This window comes from Streptomyces sp. NPDC006872 (assembly GCF_040635845.1).
Taxonomy (GTDB): Bacteria; Actinomycetota; Actinomycetes; order Streptomycetales; family Streptomycetaceae; genus Streptomyces.
This window is the reverse complement of record NZ_JBEYIL010000004.1, coordinates 497,311-516,585: the sequence shown is the minus strand read 5'-3', so window position 1 is coordinate 516,585 and position 19,275 is coordinate 497,311. Positions and strand designations below refer to the sequence as shown.

Below are 19,275 nucleotides of genomic sequence, written 5' to 3'. Positions count from 1 at the left end.
TCGTGGATCCGGATGCGATACGTGTCGTGCGGGAAGGACGGGCCGGGATCAACCCGCGCGCCCCTCGTCGACGGTGGCGCCCCTGCCGTGCCAGGAGCACCACAGCGCCGCGTACGGTCCGCCGGCCGCGACCAGCTCGTCGTGCGAGCCGAGTTCGACGATCCGGCCGTCCTCCACGACGGCGACGCGGTCGGCGTCGCGCGCGGTCTGCAGGCGGTGGGCGATGGCGATCACGGTCCGATCGGCCCGTACGGCGGCCATCGCCCGTTCGGCGTGCCGTGCGGTCGCGGGATCCAGCAGCGAGGTGGCCTCGTCGAGGATCAGTGTGTGCGGGTCGGCCAGCTCCACCCGGGCCAGGGAGAGTTGCTGGGCCTGCGCGGCGTCCAGTTCCTCCCCACCGGAGCCGACCTGGGTGTCGAGGCCGTCGGGCAGATCCTTGACCCAGTCGGCCCCGACCACGGCGAGCGCCTCCAGCAGCCTTTCGTCGTCGGCCTCGGGAGCCGCCATGGTCAGGTTGTCGCGGAGGCTGCCGATGAAGACGTGGTGTTCCTGGGTGACGAGCACGACGCGGTTGCCGAGTTCGTCGGCGGCGGCGAGGTCGGCGACCGGCACGCCGCCGACCACGACGCTGCCCGTGCGCGGGGTGTCCGCGCCGGACAGGAGCTTTCCGAGGGTGGTCTTGCCCGCACCGGACGCGCCGACCAGAGCCAGCCGCTCCCCCGGGCGGACGGTGAGGTCCACGTCCTTGAGCACGTCGTGGCCGTCCACGTAGGAGTAGTGGACCGCGCGTACCTCGATGCGGTCGTCGGCGGGTGCGGGCACGCCGCTCCGCCGCTCGGCGGCAACCATGCCGATCCCCTTGATCCGGGCGAACGCCGCGCCGCTGCGCTGCAGTTGCTCCATCCACATCAGCACGCGGTCGAGCGGGTCGACGAGCTGCCACATGTAGAGGCTGCCGGCGACGACCACGCCGAGGCTGATCGAGCCGTCGAGGTAGGCGTACCCGCCGACCAGCAGCGTCACGGCGACGGGCAGGGAGTGCGCGAACTCCGTGACGGGGAACAGCACGGTCCGCAGGAACAGGGTGCGGCGGGCGGCGCCGTACGCCTGCCCGATGGCCTCGTCGGCGTCCCGGACACGGCGTCGGCGCAGGCCGAAGACCTCGACCGTGCGGGCGCCCTCGGCAGTGGTGGCGACGATCTCGGCCACCGAGGACGCGGCCTCGCCCTCGGCGAGGTAGGCGGTCCTGGCCCGGGCGAGGTACCAGTGGGCGGCCCACCAGACGAGGGGCATGCCGACCAGGGCCCACAGCCCCAGCAGCGGGTGCAGCACGAAGACGGCGACGAAGACGAACAGCAACTGCATCGCGGCGATGAACACGTCCGGGATGGCGGTGCGCAGTGTGCCGGCGACGGTGCCGACGTCCATCGACGCACGGGTCATCAGCTCGCCGGTGCCGGCCTGTTCGACGACCCGGGCCGGCAGGGCGAGCGCCCGGTCCACGACCTCCTCCCGAAGTCGTGCCAGCGCGCGCTCGCCGAACCGGTGGGAGTGGTTGAGGGCGAATCGGGTGAGCACCAGCTGGGCGACCGCGCAGGCCAGTACGCCGAGGGCCAGCTGGTCGATGGCGGACGTGGAGGCGTGGCCGGCCTCGACCCGGTTGACGATCCTGCCGAGCAGCCACGGCCCCGCGAGGCCGGCCACGGCGGCGAGGCCGGCGAGCAGGACGACGACGACCATGGACCGCCAGTCGGCCTTGATCAGTGCCAGGCCGGCCCGGCGTACGGTCGCACGGTCCGCGACCGGGAGCCGCCATGGCTCGTTCGGGCGGCTCATCGGCTGGTTCCTTCCTGAAGGGCCGTCGCGTGCGCGGACGGTTCGCTCTCGGCGGCGCCCCGGAGCACGAGGTCCCGGTAGCCCGGATGGGAGACGAGCAGTTCGCCGTGGGTGCCGACGGCGACCACCTCGCCGTCCACCAGGTACGAGACCTGGGCTGCCCGGTCGAGGATGAGGGGTGAGGTGCTGACCATCAGCGTGGTGCGGCCCTGCCGGGCGGTGAGGACGCGTTGGGCGACGGTGGCCTCGGTGTGCGCGTCGAGCGCCGAGGTCGGTTCGACGAGCAGCAGCACGTCGGGGTCGGCGAGTACGGCCCGGACCAGGCGCAGGCGCTGGCGCTGTCCCCCGGAGACGTTGCGGGCCTGGGCGTCGATCCGGGAGTCGAGGCCGTCGGGCAGGGCCTCGACGATGTCCTCGGCCACGGCGGTGCGCAGGACCCTGTCGAGTTCGTCGGCCGTGTGGTCGTCGCGGACGGAGACGACCGAGCGGACCGCGCCGGCGAAGAGGTAGGCGTCGTTGTCGGCGACCAGGATGCGGCGCCGCACCTCGGTCAGTTCGAGGTCGGAGAGCCGAGTGCCGCCCCAGGTGGCGTCGGAGTCGGTGTAGCGGCCGAGCCGGTCGACGACCGCCCGTGCCTCGTCGAGGCGGGCTGAGACGAGGGCGGACATCCGGCCGGGTTCCAGCGTCAGTCCGGAGTGCGGATCGTGCAGGGCGGCCGGGCCGGCCGGGGCCGCCATCGGGCTCGCCCCGTCCTCGACCTCCGGGTCGAGGGCCAGGATGTCGATCACCCGTCGGGCGGCGACGAGCCCGCGGGGCAGGTCGTCCGCGCCTTCGATGAAGAACGTCACGGGTACGAGGAGTGCGGCGACGTAGCCGTACACGGCGACCATCTCGCCCACTGTGATCGTGCCGGCGGCCGCCATCCTGGCGCTGATCCAGGTGACTGCCGCGAGGAAGATCACCGGCAGGCACGCGCCGATCGCCTGGACCCAGCTGGTGAACGAGGCGACCCGGTAGCCGTCGGTCAGCAGCGCCTGCGACCGTTCCCGGTACCGCTTGCCGAAGACGGCCTTGCCGCCGATGCCGCACAGCACGCCGAGTCCGGAGACGATGTCGCCGGCGCGGGCCGTCAGCTCGCCCTGCCGTTCCCGGTAGGTGCCCTCGGCGCCGTGCAGCTTCTCGAGGAGGGGGCCGACCGCGAGGGCGAGCAGCGGGACGCCCAGCAGGACGACGCCGGCGAGGACGGCCGAGATGGTGAACAACAGGACGGCGGTGGCCGAGTAGGCGATGGCCGCGCCGACTCCGGGGCCGGTGATGGTGAGCGTCTGGGCGATCCGGCCCATGTCGCCGGCCTGGAGGTGGGTGAGTTCGCCGACGGAGACCCGTTTCGGCAGCGTGGCGCCGAGCCGGGTGACCTGGCGGACGACGACCTGGGCCGTCCGGTAGGCCGCGTCCGTGCGGATGAGGGTCATGGTGCGGTGCCGCAGGATTCCGAGACAGGCGATGGCCGCGCCGGCCACCAGGATGGCCACGACCCAGAGGAGCAGCGTGTCCGTGTCCCGCTGTTTGAGGCCGTCGTCGATGGCTCGGGCCATGAAGTAGGGCGGCAGCATCAGCGCGCACATCCACAGGGAACCCCACAGGGAGCCGAGCAGGATCCGGCCGCGCTGCATCACGACCAGCCACCACAGATAGCGGGCCGGGCTGCGGACGTCCGGCGTCCCGGGGTCGGTGTAGGGAACCCGGCGCTCGTGGGTGGGCAGGTCGGATCCTTCGGTCATCTCGGCCGTCCTCATACGGGGTGATTCATCTACGTGGGTGGGCCTTTGGCCGCGGACCGCCGTGGACCGCCGCGGAGCGCGCAGTCACGGTGGGGGCTTTGCGTGGGGGGCGCTGCGGGGGGAGGGACACCCTCACACGGCCGAAAACGCTGCTGTCGGGCGGGACTTCGTACGCACACCACCGCAGCGTGCTGGCCATACTCTTAGAGCCGCCCCGGCGTGTCAAGAGATCGTGATCTTGGTTCAGGACGCGACGAGGCCCTTGTTCATGTCGTCCCGGAAGTCCAGCCAGTCCTTGACGGGAGCCGGGTCGAAGTGCGGTGCCTGGGCGACGAGTTGGATGAAGCGCGTGCCCACCTCCATGAGGTCCTGGCCGACTTCGTCCGGGGTGCGCCGGAACACCCGTGTCGATCGCTCGATCTCGTCCGGGTCGCGGCCGATCTCCCTGCACCAGGCGTCGAGGACGCTGTGTTTGTGCGCCAGTTCCTTGGCGTCGCCGAAGCCGTGCCAGATGTCGGCGTACCGCGCGGCCAGCCGAAGGGTCTTCTGCTCACCGTTGCCGCCGACGAGGACGGGGATCTTCCGGGTGGGCGCGGGGTTGAGCCGCTGCCAGCGTCGTTCGATCCGCTCCAGTCCCTCGGCCAGGGCCGCGAGCCTGGTCTTCGGTGTCCCGAACTCGTAGCCGTACTCCTGGTAGTCCTTCTCGTTCCAGCCGGCGCCGATGCCGAGGACGAGGCGGCCGTCGCTGATGTGGTCGACGGTGCGCGCCATGTCGGCGAGCAGATCGGGGTTCCGGTAGGAGTTGCAGCTCACCAGCGGCCCGATCTCGACGCTGGAGGTCGCCTCGGCCCAGGCGCCGAGCATGGTCCAGCACTCGTAGTGCTGGCCGTCGGCGGCTCCGTAGACGGGGAAGAAGTGGTCCCAGTTGAACAGCACGTCCACGCCGAGTTCCTCGTACTGGGCGGCGGCGCGGCGGATTTCGGCGTAGGAGCAGTACTGCGGCTGGATCTGTACGCCGATGCGGACGGGCCGCGGGGCGTAGGGGGGGTTGGACATGAGCTTCTCTCTTCGGAATCGCCGTTCGTGTGTGCCGGTCACGGGTTGCCGGGCGCCGGGGCCCCGAGATGCCGTGCCATCTTCGTCAGCAGTTCTTCCTCGGCGTCGCGGAGGAAGAAGTGGTCTCCGGCGATTTCCTCGATCGTCGCGGGCTCGCTGCCGTACGCGCTCCACGGCTCCGTGACGTCCCGTCCCGCGTCGTCGTCCCCGCGTCCGTAGAACACCGAGACGGGGCAGTCGAGAGGTTCGGACTCGGGCGCCTTGTAGTGGTCGAGGATGGTGTAGTCGGCCCGGATGATCGGGATGTAGAGCTCCAACAGCTCCTCGTTGTCGAGGAGTTCCTCGGGGGTGCCGCGCAGCTGCCGCAGCCGCTCGGTGAACTCCTCGTCCGAGAGGTCGTACGTGGTCTCGGCAGGCGTGGCCAGATGCGGTGCCGGACAGCCGGAGACCAGCAGGCGCCGGGGCGGTGGGAATCCCAGGCTGCGCAGATGGCGGACGAGTTCGAAGGCGAGGATGCCTCCGAAGCTGTGGCCGAAGACGGCGTACGGGGTGTGGCGCGCCTCGTCCATCGCCTCGGCGAGGTCGTCGAGGAGGGGCTCCAGCTCGGTCTTGGGGCGCTCGGGCCAGCGGGCTCCGCGGCCCGGCAGCTCCAGTGGTGTGACGGCCACCGAGGACGGCAGCCCGGTCTTCCACGGTTCGTAGATCCGGGCGGAGCTGCCGGCATAGGGCAGGCAGTACAGGGTCAGGGCGGGTGGGCCGGCGGCTTCGGCCTCCGCGGCCCGGGACTGCCGCGGCGGGTGCAGTCCGAGGATGCCGCGGACGGTGGGGTGGTCGTGGAGTCGGCGCAGGGGCACCCGCTGGCCCAGGGCCGCGGTCAGCCGGCGCTGGAGTTCCACCGCGAGGATGGAATTGCCTCCGGCCTCGAAGAAGTCCTCGTCGTCCGAGGCGGGTTCGGACTCCAGCGTCTCTCGCCACGCCCGCACGACGGCCTCTCGGCGTGCTTCGAATTCCGTGTTCATGACGGCACTTTCCGCTACGGGGGACTCGATCGGGCCTCCGCTGAGGCCCGGTTCGCCGGCACGGGCTGGGGGTCCGCCCGTCACAGCTGCGGCGCCACCGGCAGGATCACCCGCGAGGGGTGGCCGGGGCCGCGGTGGATCCGCACGACGGGCACGGGGTCCCGCTCGGGAACCTGGGCGTTGTCGCGGTCGCAGCAGGTGATGCTGATCCGCAGTCGGCGCCCGGCGACGAAGACGTTCGACGTCGGGTGCATGTCGGCGACCAGCTCCACCGGTTCGCCGGGCAGCGGTACGACCGAGTCCGCCGTCCCCGGGTGGTAGGGCAGGCCCATGGTGTCGTACGGCGGTGTGCCCAGACGGCGGTGCGAGGCGCGGAGCACCGCCTCGCTCACGTAGTGGGAGTCGCCCTTCTCGTCCACCTCCTCCAGGTAGACGAAGAACTCGCCGTCCGGGTGGCTGGAGGTGACCCACAGGTGCACCAGGGGGTGGCCGGTGACCTCGAGGTCCTGGGTGAGCACCGGCGAGGTGTACGTCAGGGCCCTGCGGTCGTTCGCCGTGAGGTCGTAGCGGAAGCCGCCCCCGTATCCGTCGGACCAGCGGGAGGTCGTCCCGGTCGTCGCGGAGTGGTCGACCTCGTAGGCGTCGGCGCCGTCGGTGGGGGCGGGCCCGGCCTCCGCGGCCAGCAGCAGACCGTCGTTGACGGAGGAGACGGTGCCGGACGGCCCTGCGTGGAAGTGGAACGGCCGGGGTCGCACATGGGCCGGCGGCCACTGGTTCGCGGTGCGCCACTCGGTGCCCGCCGGAGCGCTCATGGTGAAGTACCTGACCGGCCGTTCGTCCATGACTCCGTTGTCGACGCCCTTGAGCCAGCGGTCGTACCAGCTCAGGTGTTCACGGGCGATGTCCTCGTCGGACCACTTGTTGTGGCTCCACGGTCCGATGACCATCCGCTGGGGATTGGTCAGGTTGCGGTACCAGAGCGTCGTGTCGCGTACCCAGATGTCGTACCAGCCGGTGAGATGGCAGACGGGGACGCCGGAGGCGCTGATGTCGGCCAGCGCGGCGGCCGGGTTGACGTCCTCGTAGGGTGCGAGGCCCGTCGTCTCGTCCTTGCTGTCGCGGAAGGGCAGCGCCGCGGCCTGGTCGAACACCTGGGCGTTGAGCCGGTGTCCGGCCAGGGCGCCGGCGACGTCCGCGTCGTCCGAGTGGGCCACGCCCGCCTCCGTGTCGAGCCGACGGACGGTCTCGCCCCACCTGCGTGCGAAGTCGTCCCGGAAGACGCCGCCGGGACGCAGGAACGCGTAGAGATCGAACATCGCCATCTGGGGGACGATCGCCGCCAGATGCGGCGGCGCGGTGCCGGCGGCGAGCAGCTGGTTGATCCCGGAGTACGACATGCCGAACATGCCGATGCGTCCGGTGGACCAGGGCTGCTCGGCGAGCCATTCGGTGACCGTGTGGGCGTCCCGGGCCTCCTGGTGGTCGAACTCGACGGGCCGGGTGCCCCCCGAGGCGCCGCCACCCCGTACGTCCACCACGGCGACCACATAGCCGTGGCGCAGGAGATCCTTGAGCCAGGGCTGGCTGTCCAGCTTGGTCAGCACGCCGCCGCTGACGAACTCGGCCCGGCGGTAGCGTTCATGGCACCAGACCACCGGCAGGGGTTCCTCGACCACCACGCCCTCGCGCTTGGGGCGGTGGACGTCGGCGGCCAGTTCCACTCCGTCGGTCATGGTGATGCGGACGGTGCTGCGCTCGGCGAGGTCGGCCTCGGCCAGGAACGCCACGATCTCCGTCCGGCGCGCGACGAGCTTCTCGCGCAGGGCGGGGGTCATGGCGCCGGCCGGGGCGTCGAACCGCAGTCTCCCGCGCTCGGCCCAGAGGGCGATGCCGTCCGAGCGCAGGGAGAGCAGGAGATCGACGACGCTTTCGGAAGGCTGCGGGGTCACAGCTCACCCAGCTCGCGCTCACCGGTGGTGTCGACGGCCGTCTCGCGGGACCGCAGGGTCCACCGCAGCGTGTCGATCCGTGCGGCGAGACCGGCGATCGTCGGCGTGTCGACGATCGCGCGCACGGGGATCTCCAGGTCCTGGGACTGACGCAGCCGTTCGACGACGGACAGCAGGGTGAGCGAGTCACCGCCCAGTTCGAAGAACGTCGTGTGCACGTCGACGACCTCGCGCTTCAACACCTCGCTCCAGACGGCGGCGACGACATGCTCCGTCTCGGTGCTCGGCGGCACCGCCACGACTTCGGCCGGGGGCTGGTCGGTGGGCCGGGGCAGCCGGGCCCGGTCCACCTTTCCCGTGGCCGAGGTCGGCATGGAGTCCAGCCGGACGAACACGGCGGGCTGCATGACCGCAGGCAGCTTCGGCGCCAGATAGGTGCGCAGGTCCGCGTCGTCCGGACCGCCGTCCGGGGTCGGCACGAGGTGGGCGACGAGCCGCTCGCCGGGCTCCAGGACCACCACCGCGTTCGCCACGCCGGGGTGGCCGCGCAGCACGGATTCGATCTCCTCCAGTTCGACCCGCACGCCGCGGATCTTGACCTGGTGGTCGGTCCGGCCGAGGAACTCCATCTCACCGCCGGGCAGCCAGCGGACCATGTCCCCCGTCCGGTAGAGCCGACGCCCGTGCCCGGAGGGGTCCGGGGCGAAGCGCTCGGCGGTCAGGTCGGGCCGGTTGCGGTAGCCGCGAGCCACCCCGTCCCCGCCGACCAGGAGCTCGCCGGGGACGCCGATCGGCTGCTGGTTGCCCCAGCGGTCGACGACGGCGCAGGAGGCGTTGGAGACGAGTTCGCCGAGCGGCATGGAGGCGCGGTCCTCCGACTCGTGGCCCATGCGACCGGCGAGCGCCACGCCCGCGGTCTCCGTGGGGCCGTACTCGTTCCAGATCAGACACTCGGGGGGCACGACCTCGCGGGTACGGGCGACCAGGTCGCCGCTGAGGTTCTCGCCGCCCAGGGAGACGTGCCGCAGGGTCGGCATGGTGACGCCCACGCCGGCGAGCGCCCGCATCTGTGTGGGGGTGAGGTAGAGCATGCCGATCGCGTGCTCGTTGATGAACCGGGCTGTGGCCTCGGGGTCGGCCCGCACGTCCAGGGGCAGCATGACCAGGCAGGCACCGCTGGTCAGCGCGTGGAACATCTGCTCGACGGACCAGTCGAAGTGGTACGAGAGGTTGTGCACGACCCGGGTGCCCTCGCCGATGGGGCGGATGTCCTGCGCCCACCGCATCCAGGGGGTGACGGCCGTGTGCGGCAGTCCGACGCCCTTGGGCCTGCCCGTGGTTCCGGAGGTGTACATGAGGTAGACGAGCTGGGCGGGGTCCAGCGCCCGGCCGGGGCGCCGGTCCTCGGCGGCCGGTGCGATGTCGTCGTACCCGCCGAGCGGGTCCACGGCCTCGGCGTGCACCACGTCGACGCCCGTGAGCGCGGCCCCGGGCAGTTGGGGGTGCAGTCCCGCGGTCGTCACCAGCACCCGCAGTCCGCTGTCCTCGACCAGGTGGCTCATGCGGTCCACGGGGGCGAGGGGGTCGATCGGCACATAGGCCGCCCCGGCCTTGAGGATGCCGAGGATGCCGACCAGGAGGTCCGCCGAGGGCTCGCAGCACAGCCCCACGAGGTGGTCCGTGGTGACGCCGCGGGCCGTGAGCGCGGCGGCCAGCAGGTCCGCGCGCCGGTCGAGCTCGCGGTAGGCGATCCGGTCGTCCCCGCTCTCGATCGCCACCGCGTCGGGAGTCCTGCGCACCTGCTCCTCGAACATGTGGTGGAGGAACGTGTCCGTCGGGTACGGCCCGCAGCGGGCCGCCGACCACGACTCGATCTGCCGGCGCTCGTCGTCCGGGAGGATCCGCAGGTCGGAGACCCGCTTCGTGGGCGCGGCGACCGCGTCGGCGGCGAGCGAGCGGAAGTGGTCGAGGATCCGCCACGCCGTGTCCTCGACGAAGAGGTCGGTGTTGTACTCCAGCGCCACCCGGTAGGTGAACTCGGTCTCGGTCACCGAGAACACCAGGTCGAACTTGGCGGCGTTGCGGTCCAGGTCGACGTCGGTGACCGTGAGGCCGGGCAGCTGCACGGACGGCAGTTCCTGCTGGAAGGCGAGCATGACCCGGAACAGCGACTGCAGCCCGGAGCGGTCGGTGGCCACGGCGTTGACCACCCGCTCGAACGGAACGTCCTGGTGCGCGTAGGCGCCCAGCGATCGCTCGCGCACGTCACCGAGCAGATCGAGCACCGTGGGGTCGCCCGACAGGTCGCAGCGCACGGCGAGTGTGTTCAGGAAGTAGCCGAGCATGCCTTCGAGCTCGGGCAGGTCCCGGTTGGCGCTGGGGGTGCCCACCACGATGTCCGTCTGGCCGCTGTAGCGGTGCAGCAGTGCCGCGACGAAGGTCATCACGGTCATGAAGGGCGTGGCGTCGTTCTGCCGGGCCAGTTCGCGGATACGGCGTGAGACGGCCCGCGGCAGCTCCAGGGCGACGGTCGCGCCCCGGCCGCTCGGGGAAGCCTGCGGCGTCAGGTCCGTGGGCAGGTCGAGCACCGGGAGGGGGCCGCGCAGACGCTCCTTCCAGTATGCGAGTTGCGCGTCGAACGCGGCGTCGCCGACGGTGCGCCGCTGCCAGGCGGCGAAGTCGGCGTACTGCAGGGCCGGCGGGTCGGCCGGCGGCACCGTGCCCTTGGCGGCCGCCGAGTACAGCTCCAGCAGCTCCGACACGGCGAGCTCGAAGGAGTGGATGTCGGTGATGGCGTGGTGCATGGTGACGAGCAGGACGTGCCACTGGTCGTCCAGTCGGTAGAGCTCGGCCCTCAGCAGCGGCCCCCGCTCGACGTCGAACGGCCGCCGCGCCGACGCGCCGAGGCGGTCGACGAGGATGTGCTCCCGCTGCTCCTCCGCCTCGTCCCGGAGGTCGACGATCGTCAGCGGCAGCTCCAGGGCGGCCTCGACGACCTGCTGGGGTACGCCGCCGACGGCACGGACGGAGGTGCGGAACACCTCGTGCCGGTCGACCAGCGTCTGGAGGGCCAGGCGCAGGGCGGCGACGTCGAGGTCGCCCTCGATCTCGACCGCGGCGGGCACGTTGTACCGGGAACTGGGTCCCAGGATGTGCTCCTCGACCCACAGGCGCTGCTGGGCGAAGGAGGCCGGTGCGTGGAAGGTCTCTCCCGTCCGCTCCGCGAACGGTGGGACCGTGGTGCCGGTCCGCGGCGCGTCCTCGCGCAGATCCTCGATCCTGGCGGCCAGTTCGGCGGCCGTCTGGCTCTCGAAAAGGGCGCTGAGCGGTATGCGGATGCCCAGTTCCTCGCGCAGTCGGCCGACCATCCGTGCACCCTGCAGGGAATTGCCCCCGAGAGCGAAGAAGTTCGCGTCCGGATCCGGCGTCTCGATGCGCAACACGGATGCCCACACGGAAGTGACGACGTCCGTCACCGAAGGGGTGTGCGTGTCGCTCTGCGGGACGGTCCCGTGCTGCGGGGTCATGCCGTTCCACCCTTTCCATAGGACGAGACCGCACCGAGCCGGTCGGTGATGTCCTCGAGGACAGCCGTGCGTGCCGAGTGCAGGAAGAAGTGGTCTCCGGGGAACATGCGGCAGTCCGACGGCCCGGTCGTCGTCTCGCTCCACCGCGCCAGTACGGCGTCGCCGACATCACCGTCGTCGACGCCTCCGAACGCCGAGACGGGGCAGGTGAGCAGGGGTGCGGCGCGGTACACATGGTTCTCGACCACGGCGAGGTCCGCTCGTATGACCGGGAGGAACAGCGCCATCAGCTCCGGATCGGCGAGCACGGCCTCCGGGGTCGCGCCCCACTCCCTGAGCCGGTCGCCGAGTTCCGCGTCGGAGAGCGTGTGCAGCGGCGGTTCCGGTACGTCCCTGATCTGCGGCGGCACGCACCCCGAGACGAACAGCCGCACCGGCGAACCGGCTTCGAGCTGTTGCAGTGCCCGGGCCAGCTCCCACGCCACGACGGCCCCCATGCTGTGTCCGAACAGGGCGAAGGGTCGGTCCAGATGCGGGACGACGGCGGGGACCAGGGCGTTGAGCAGGTCGTCCATGCGGTCGATCGGCGGGGTCAGGACCCGGTCCTCCCGGCCGGGCGGTTGGACCGCCCACAGCTCGATGTCGGCGGGCAGTTCGGCGGCCCACCCGCGGTACGCCGAGGCTCCGCCTCCGGCGTAGGGCAGGCACAGCAGCCTCATGGTCGCGTGGGGCCTGTGGACGAGCGGCCGGACGAGCGTCGTCATCGGGTGTTCTCGTTCTCCATCTTCAGGCGGAGGCTCAGCGGACGCATGTCGGTCCACACCTCCTTGATGTGGGCGAGGCAGGCGTCCTTCGGGCCCTGGTGTCCGGCGTGCTTCCAGCCTTCGGGCATCTCACGGCCCGACGGCCAGATCGAGTACTGCTCCTCGTGGTTGACCACCACCGCGAACTGCGCTTCTTCCTGCCGCTCGTCCATGGACCTCTTCCTTCTCGATTCCTTCTCGAATGACCGAGTCCGCCGGTTGTCGACCCGGTTGCCGACTCGGATGCCGAACTCGGTTGTCGGCCGTGCCGGTTACGCGCCGGGGCCCCGCGAGGGCCGCGGGGATCCCAGGCGGCGGCGCCCCTTGGGTGCGACGACGCTCGCCCGGCGGGCCCGTCGCATGGGTTCGGAGAGTGCCGCCAGTGTCGTGCCCGGGTCGTCCGTCACCTCGCGCAGTGCGGCGAGGAACGCCGCCCGGACCTCTACGGCCTCCGACTCGGCCAGCCGCAGCGAGTTGTAGCTGAGCCGCATGCTCAGACCGTCCTCGCCCGGTTTGCCGTACAGGCAGATGTCGAGCTGCGACGTCTGATTCGCGGGCGGCAGGAAGTCGGTGAACTGGAACGCGGTCGAGAAGACCGGATTCCGCCCTGCCAGGGGCGTGCCGTCGGCGGGCGCCACCCGTTCGGCGATCAGCGTGAACGGATAGCGGCTGTGGGCGTAGGCGCCGACGCTCTTGCGCTGGGTACGCCGGACCAGTTCGTCGAAGGTGTCGGTGTCGGAGAGCGCGATGCGTACGGCCAGCGGGTTGACGAACATGCCCAGCAGGCCGCCCATGCCCTGGGTGTCACGCCCGGAGAACGGCACGCAGATCACCATGTCGTCGTCCGATCCGATGCCGCGCAGAGCCACGGCGTACGCGCTGAGCAGCAGGACGTGCACGGTGACGTCCCACTTCTTGGCGAGTACGCCCACGGCGTCGGAGAGGTCCGGGTCGACCGTGAAGTCCATGGTCTCGTTGGACACGTCGGTACCCGGCGCCTCGTGGTCGCCGATGTGCAGCCGGGGCAGGGGTTCGGCCAGCTCGTCGAGCCAGTAGGCCTCGGCGGGCGGGCGCTCCGGGCCGGACAGCCACGCGAACCGGCCGCGGATCAGCTCCTCGTAGGCCGTGTCGAGCGGCTCCAGCGAGGGCTCCTCGCCCTTGGCGAACGCTTCGTACGTCTCCAGCAGTTCCCGCAGGAAGATCCCGATGCCGGTGCCGTCGGAGATGAGGTGGTGCAGGTTGTAGTACACGCAGTGGTGTTCGGGTCCGAGCCGGTACAGGGCGACGCGCACCGGCGGGATGCTCAGGTTGTCGAAGGCGAGGGCGCTGTCGGCCCGGATCAGCCGCTCGGCCTCGGCCTGCGGATCGGGGTGCGCGGTCAGGTCGACCAGCGGGACGTCGAGGCCGAAGGCCGGCAGGACCCGCTGGCGGGGCCCGTCCTCGGTGTCCCGGAACACCAGCCGGAGCGCCTGATGACGGTCGATCAGGAACGCGATGGCCCTGCCGAAGACCTCCGGGTCCACGGCCCGGTGCACGTGCTGCCACACCGGCAGGTTGAGTTCGGCCCGGCCCTCCCCCATCTGGTGCTGGATCCACATCCCCCGCTGGGCGTTCCAGAGCCCGAACCAGGCCGGGTCGCTCTCGTCCCCGGCAGGCCGGCCCGAGCCGGGCGGAGCGGCCGCGGAGACGGCGTCCGGGGCGCCGGCCGGGTCCGGCACGTCCGCCGCCTCGTCCTCGGCGGCCAGGTGCCGGGCGAGGTCGGCGACCGTCGGGTGGGCGAACAGATCGGCGATCGACATCTTCACGTCGAGGGCCTGCTGCACGGTGTTCGACAGCCGCAGGGCCAGCAGCGAGTCGCCTCCGAGGTCGAAGAGGGTGGCGAACACATCGATCTCGTCGATGCCGAACTCGGCCGCCCACAGCCTGCCGATGGTGTCCTCCAGCGGGCTGTAGGCGCCGTCGGACCGCCCCAGCAGTGTCGCTTCCGGGGCGGGTGCCGGGGACCCGGCGGCGGGCCGGGCGGCGGGCTTCGCCGACCGGGCGGCCACGGCCCGCCGGATCGTTTCGCCGAGGCGGACGGGTGAGGCGGCCATGCGGGCCCGCAGCACGGCCGGGTCCAGCGCGGCCAGCGCATCGTGGTTGATCTCCCCCACGATGACCCGCACATGGTCCGACCGGACGGCCGCCTGGAAGGCGGCCAGCGCGTCCTCGATCTCGATGGACCGGAAGAAGCCCTGGTCGCGCTGGACGCCGTGGTCGGCGGCCATGCCGGTGCCCAGCCAGTCGGTCCAGTTCATGGTGATCGTGCGCAGCCCTCGCTTGCCGCGCCAGGCCGCGAACGCGTCGAGGTAGAGGTTGGCGGCCGTGTAGTCGCCCTGGCCCGGGGAGCCGAACAGGGCGGTGGTCGAGCTGAACATCACCATCAGCTCGGGCGGGTCGTCGGCGGTGACGTCGTCCAGCACCATCGCGCCCGTGACCTTGGGAGCCAGGGTGGCCCGGTAGACGTCGGGCGTCTTGTTCATGAGGAAGCCGTCACCGGCGGTGCCGGCCGCGTGGATCAGGCAGGTGACGCGGCCGAGTTCGCGGCGGACGGATTCGACGACACGGGCCATGTCCTCGTGGTTCGAGACGTCGCCCGGACAGATCAGGACGCGCGCGCCATGGGCCTCCATCTCCTCGATGAGCCGGATCCGCTCGGCCTGCGCGGCCGGCCCGTCCCGCAGCACGTCGGGCCACTGTTCGCGGGGCGGCAGCCCGCGCCTGCCGACGAGGGCGATGCGCGCCCCGGGCCGGGCCGCGCCGATGGACCGGGCGACCTCCATGCCGAGTCCGCCGAGGCCACCGGTGATCAGGTGGACCCCGTCCGGTACGGCCGTCCCGGCCTCCGGCTCGGCGACCAGGTCCGCCTCCACGAGTTCGAGGACATGGCGACCACCGGCGCGCAGGGCGACCTGCCCCGTCGGGTCCGTGCCGAGGATCTCCCGGACGAGCGCGCCGGGCGGGACGTCCGCGGCGGTGTCGACGCACCGGCAGCCGATGTCGAGGTGCTCCTGGCCGATGACCTTCGCCAGCCCGAACAGCGCGGAGTGGGCGGGCACGAGGTAGGGCTCGTCGCCGGTGACGCCGTCCACGTGGCCGGCGACCACGGTGAGCCGACGGGGGCCCGCCTCCTGCCTGCCGAGGGCGTGGGCCAGTCGCAGCAGTGCCATGACGCCGTGCTCCAGGAGGTGTTCCTGAGCTTGCCGGCCGGGGCTCCCCGTCTCGTCCTCGCTCGCCACGAACACCGTCTCCGTCGGCAGCGGCTCCGTCCGGGCGGACCAGTCGGTGTCGGCTGCGGCGACCTCGACGCTCACCCCGGCGTCCCGCAGTTCGGCGACGACGGTCGCGAGCCTGGGCGACTCGGCGCCGACGACCAGGGCACGGTCGACCGGGCGCGCGGCGGCCCCGGTCCCGTCGGTGGAGTCCGCGGGCGCCCAGCGCAGGGTGTGGTGCGCGGAGACCGCTCGGGCGTTCCGGATCGTTCGCCGGGGGTCGTTGACGCGCTTGGCCGTGAACCCCTTGATGTCGAGGACGACGGCGCCGTCGGGTGCGCAGACCAGGACGTCGACCTTGCGGATCTCGTCGGTCTGCGGGAAGTCCGGGGCGGGCTGGATGAAGCTGACGCACCGGGCGGGCATCGGCCCGTGGACCGTGAGGCGGTCGTAGGCCAACGGCAGGTAGAAGTCGTGACCGGACGCGTCGGGGGCGTCGTCGCCCCGGAGCATCGCCCAACGGTGGAATCCGGTCGCCAGGTCGAGCAGCGCGGGATGGAGCGTGAAGGCGTCGGTCTCCTCCTGGTAGCGCTCCGGCAGGTTCAGCCGTCCGAGCGCGGCCCGCACGCCGACGTCGACCGTGCGCAGGCTGTCCTGCCAGCGGCTGCCGAAGTCCATCACCCGGTGCTCTGCCTGCAGGGCGCCGACGTCCACCGTGGCCAGTTCGCAGCGGGCGGCGAGGGCGGCCAGGTCGGCGCGGCGCGGCGTCCGCGACGCTGCCGAGAGCCTGCCGCGCACATGGAGGGTCCAGCGCCGTCCGGCGGGCGTCGTCGGATCCTGGCTGACGACCTTGAACTCGGCGCCGTCACCGCCGTCGGAGCGCACGATGGTGTGAACGACGCGCGGCTGCTCCGCCGTGACCAGGAGGGGAACCTGGAACTCGACGTCGGAGACGACGGAGACGTGCTCGTCGAGGAACTCCGTCCCCGCCGCGCGCGCCATCTCCAGGTAGGTGGTACCGGGCACGATGGCCTCGGAGAGCATCCGGTGCTCGCTGAGGACCCAGTGGCGCTCCAGGTCGAACGACGTACGGAACACCACCTCGTCCACCGTCCGGACCAGCAACTCGTCCAGCAGCGGGTGGGGGCCGGGCGTCACCGGTGTCTGCCGTGCCGGAGCGGGCTCCAGCCAGTGGCGCGTGCGCTCGAAGGGGTACGTCGGCAGCGCCACACGGCGGGGCCGCTCGTCGGCGTGATAGCCGGCCCAGTCCGGGCTGATGCCGTGGAGCCAGAGCAGGCCCAGGGCCCGCTGGGCGGTCTCCAGCGGCCCGCGGCCGTCCTGCCGGTGCGGCAGTGTGGCGGCCACCGGGCGGGGCTGTCCGCCGGCGAGTGTCCGTGCGGCCAGGCTGCGCAGCGTCTGGCCCGGGCCGACCTCCAGGAAGGCCAGGTCCGGGTCGGCCGCCAGCACCTCGATCCCCCGGGCGAACTCGACCGTGGCCAGGATGTGGCGGCCCCAGTAGGCGGGGTCGGTGGCCTCCTGCGCGGTGATCCAGTCGCCGCTCACATTGGAGAGGAACGGCACCGTCGGCTCGTGCCGGGGCACCTGGGCGACGGCCCGGGTGAACTCCTCGACCACAGGGGCCATCAGGGCCGAGTGGAAGGCGTGGGAGGTGGCGACCGGGCGGGTCACGATGCCCTGCCGCTCGGCAAGGGCGGCAAAGGCGGTGACCGCGTCGTCCGGGCCCGACACGACACAGTCGGCCGGGCCGTTGTGCGCCGCCAGGGACAGCTCCTCGGGCAGCAGTCGCTCCACGGTGGCCCGCTCCGCGCCGACGCTGAGCATCGCGCCGCCCGTCTGCTGTTGCATCAGCCGGCCGCGCAGTGCGACCAGCCGGAGCGCGTCGGCGAGTTCGAAGACTCCGGCGCGGCAGGCGGCCGTGTATTCGCCGAGGCTGTGCCCGATCATGGCGGACGGTGTGACGCCCCAGGAGCTCCACAGCTCGGCCAGCGCGTACTCCAGGGTCAGGAGGGCCGGCTGGGCGAACCGCGTGGCGCCGAGCGTGCGGCGGGCCTCCTCGTCGTCCTGCCCGGCGAGCAGCAGATCGCGGATGTCCGTGTCGATCTCCGGGCGCAGCAGTTCGGCGCATCGGTCGACGGCGTCGCGGAACACCCTTTGGTCCGTGTAGAGCCCGGCTGCCATCCCCGGGTACGAGGAGCCCTGTCCGGTGAAGAGGAACGCGACGGAGGGCGAGGCGGCATCCGCGACACCGGTCGTCACGCTCCCGGTGTCGCGGGTCTCCAGGGCGTGCGCCGCGCTCTGCGGATCCGGGGCGACGACGACACGGCGGTGGCGGAACCCCTTCCGGCCCTGCGCCAGGGTGAAGGCGACGTCGGCGAGCGACCGGTCCGCGCGCCGCAGCTGCCCGGCCAGCCGGTCGGTGGCCTGTTCCAGCGCCTGCGGCGTGCGGGCCGACAGGACGAGTACCTGGGAGGGCCGGGCGGGGGCGGGCGGCCCGGGTTCGGGCGCCTGCTCGAGGACGACGTGGGCGTTGGTGCCGCCGAATCCGAATGCGCTCACCCCGGCTCGTCTGGGGGCGCCGTCCGGGGCGTCCCAGGGGGCAGTCGCGTCCTGGACGCGGAACGGCGTCCGGGGGAAGTCGATGGCCGGGTTGGCGTGGCGGAAGTGCACGGTGGGCGGCAGCGTGCGATGCCGCAGGGCGAGCGTGGTCTTGAGGAGTCCGGCGATCCCGGCGGCGGCGTCGAGGTGTCCGACGTTCGATTTCACCGAGCCGATCGCGCAGAATCCGGTGCGGTCCGAGCTTGCGCCGAAGGCCCTGGTCAGCGCCTCGACCTCGATCGAGTCACCGATCCGGGTGCCGCTGCCGTGTGCCTCGACGTAGCTGATGTCTTCGGCGCCGACACCGGCGATCTCCAGTGCCTCCAGCACGACGGCGGCCTGGCCGGCCACACCCGGCGCGGTGAAACTCGCCTTCGCGGACCCGTCGTTGTTGACGGCGGTTCCCTTGACGACCGCGTACACCGTGTCGTTGGCCCGCAGTGCGTCGTCGAGACGCTTGAGGACGACGACGCCCGCCCCGTTGTTGAAGACGGTGCCCCGGCTGTCGGCGGCGAAGGGGCGGCAGTGCCCGTCGGGGGACAGGATCCCGCTCTCCTGGTACTGGTATCCCTTGCCCGGGGGGACCTTGAACGCCACTCCGCCGGCGATCGCCATGCCGCATTCGTGGTTCAGCAGGCTCTGGCAGGCGAGGTGGACCGCGACCAGGGAGCTGGAGCAGGCGGTGTGCACCGGAACGCTCGGGCCGTGCAGGTCGAGCTTGTAGGAGACGCGTGTGGTGAGGAAGCCGAGTTCGTTGCCGAGCCCCACGTTGGAGGCCCCGATGGAGGCGCCGCTCTCCAGATTGGCGAAGACGTGAGGAAGGTAGGCGCTGGTCCCGGCGCCGCCGAAGACGCCGACGCTCTCCTCGATCCGGCCGGGGTCGTAGCCGGAGTGCTCCACGGCCTCCCAGGCCAGTTCGAGGAAGATCCGGTGCTGTGGATCCATGATGGTCGCTTCGCGCGGGGTGTATCCGAAGAACTCCGCGTCGAAGAGGTCGACGCCCTCCGCCCGCGCCCCGGCCTTCACGTACCCGGGGCGGGAGAACTCCTCCTCGGGGACACCGGCGGCGAGCAGCTCGGCATCGTCGAAGAAGGCCACGGACTCGACGCCGTCCCGGATGTTCGACCAGAACCGGTCCAGGTCGGGCGCTCCCGGGAAACGGCCGGCCATTCCGATGACGGCGATGTCGGGGCCCAGCTCCTGCGAGTCGTCGGACTCTTCCACGTACTCACCCAATTCGTACGGACGCCTTCGTTCTGACTGAGACTGCCTGCGCGCGCTCGCCCGCGGCGGCGACGGGCACCCGGCGGTGTCCGTCGAAGCTTCGGGAGCCGGCCCCGACCGGGCAGGCCGCGCGCACGACGGCACGGCCCGGGCGGGGGTGAGAGGGAGGTGACCGGTCGGCAGAGATCCCGCGAGAGGGCCGGGAGCCGAGTT

General features: G+C 71.9%; 9 protein-coding genes. All 9 read right to left on the bottom strand.

The window, feature by feature from the left end:
- Positions 1-48: 48 nt before the first annotated feature.
- On the bottom strand, positions 49-1,836 hold the full coding sequence (locus ABZ725_RS15265) for an ABC transporter ATP-binding protein (protein ID WP_358803153.1): 1,788 nt from the start codon (positions 1,834-1,836) through the stop codon (positions 49-51).
- A complete protein-coding gene (locus ABZ725_RS15260; RefSeq protein ID WP_358803152.1) occupies positions 1,833-3,617 on the bottom strand; it encodes an ABC transporter ATP-binding protein in 1,785 nt (594 codons plus the stop codon). The genes ABZ725_RS15265 and ABZ725_RS15260 overlap by 4 nt, the downstream gene beginning before the upstream one ends.
- 243 nt (positions 3,618-3,860) lie before the next feature.
- The gene (locus tag ABZ725_RS15255) at positions 3,861-4,673 is read right to left on the bottom strand and encodes an LLM class F420-dependent oxidoreductase (RefSeq protein ID WP_358803151.1); all 813 of its coding nucleotides are present in this window, start codon (positions 4,671-4,673) and stop codon (positions 3,861-3,863) included.
- A 38-nt stretch (positions 4,674-4,711) separates the two neighbouring features.
- Complete coding sequence (locus ABZ725_RS15250; RefSeq protein ID WP_358803150.1) at positions 4,712-5,692, bottom strand: alpha/beta fold hydrolase; 981 nt, start codon at positions 5,690-5,692, stop codon at positions 4,712-4,714.
- 80 nt (positions 5,693-5,772) lie between these two features.
- Positions 5,773-7,641, bottom strand: coding sequence for a CocE/NonD family hydrolase (locus ABZ725_RS15245; protein ID WP_358803149.1), 1,869 nt, complete (start codon positions 7,639-7,641; stop codon positions 5,773-5,775).
- Positions 7,638-11,168 (bottom strand): amino acid adenylation domain-containing protein, encoded by a 3,531-nt coding sequence (locus tag ABZ725_RS15240; RefSeq protein WP_358803148.1) that lies wholly within the window; start codon positions 11,166-11,168, stop codon positions 7,638-7,640. Before ABZ725_RS15240 ends, ABZ725_RS15245 begins: the two co-directional genes overlap by 4 nt.
- Positions 11,165-11,932: an alpha/beta fold hydrolase gene (locus tag ABZ725_RS15235; protein WP_358803147.1), complete on the bottom strand. Its 768-nt coding sequence runs from the start codon at positions 11,930-11,932 to the stop codon at positions 11,165-11,167. Before ABZ725_RS15235 ends, ABZ725_RS15240 begins: the two co-directional genes overlap by 4 nt.
- On the bottom strand, positions 11,929-12,144 hold the full coding sequence (locus tag ABZ725_RS15230) for an MbtH family NRPS accessory protein (protein WP_358803146.1): 216 nt from the start codon (positions 12,142-12,144) through the stop codon (positions 11,929-11,931). Before ABZ725_RS15230 ends, ABZ725_RS15235 begins: the two co-directional genes overlap by 4 nt.
- A 99-nt stretch (positions 12,145-12,243) precedes the next feature.
- Complete coding sequence (locus ABZ725_RS15225) at positions 12,244-19,062, bottom strand: SDR family NAD(P)-dependent oxidoreductase (RefSeq protein WP_358803145.1); 6,819 nt, start codon at positions 19,060-19,062, stop codon at positions 12,244-12,246.
- Positions 19,063-19,275 lie beyond the last annotated feature (213 nt).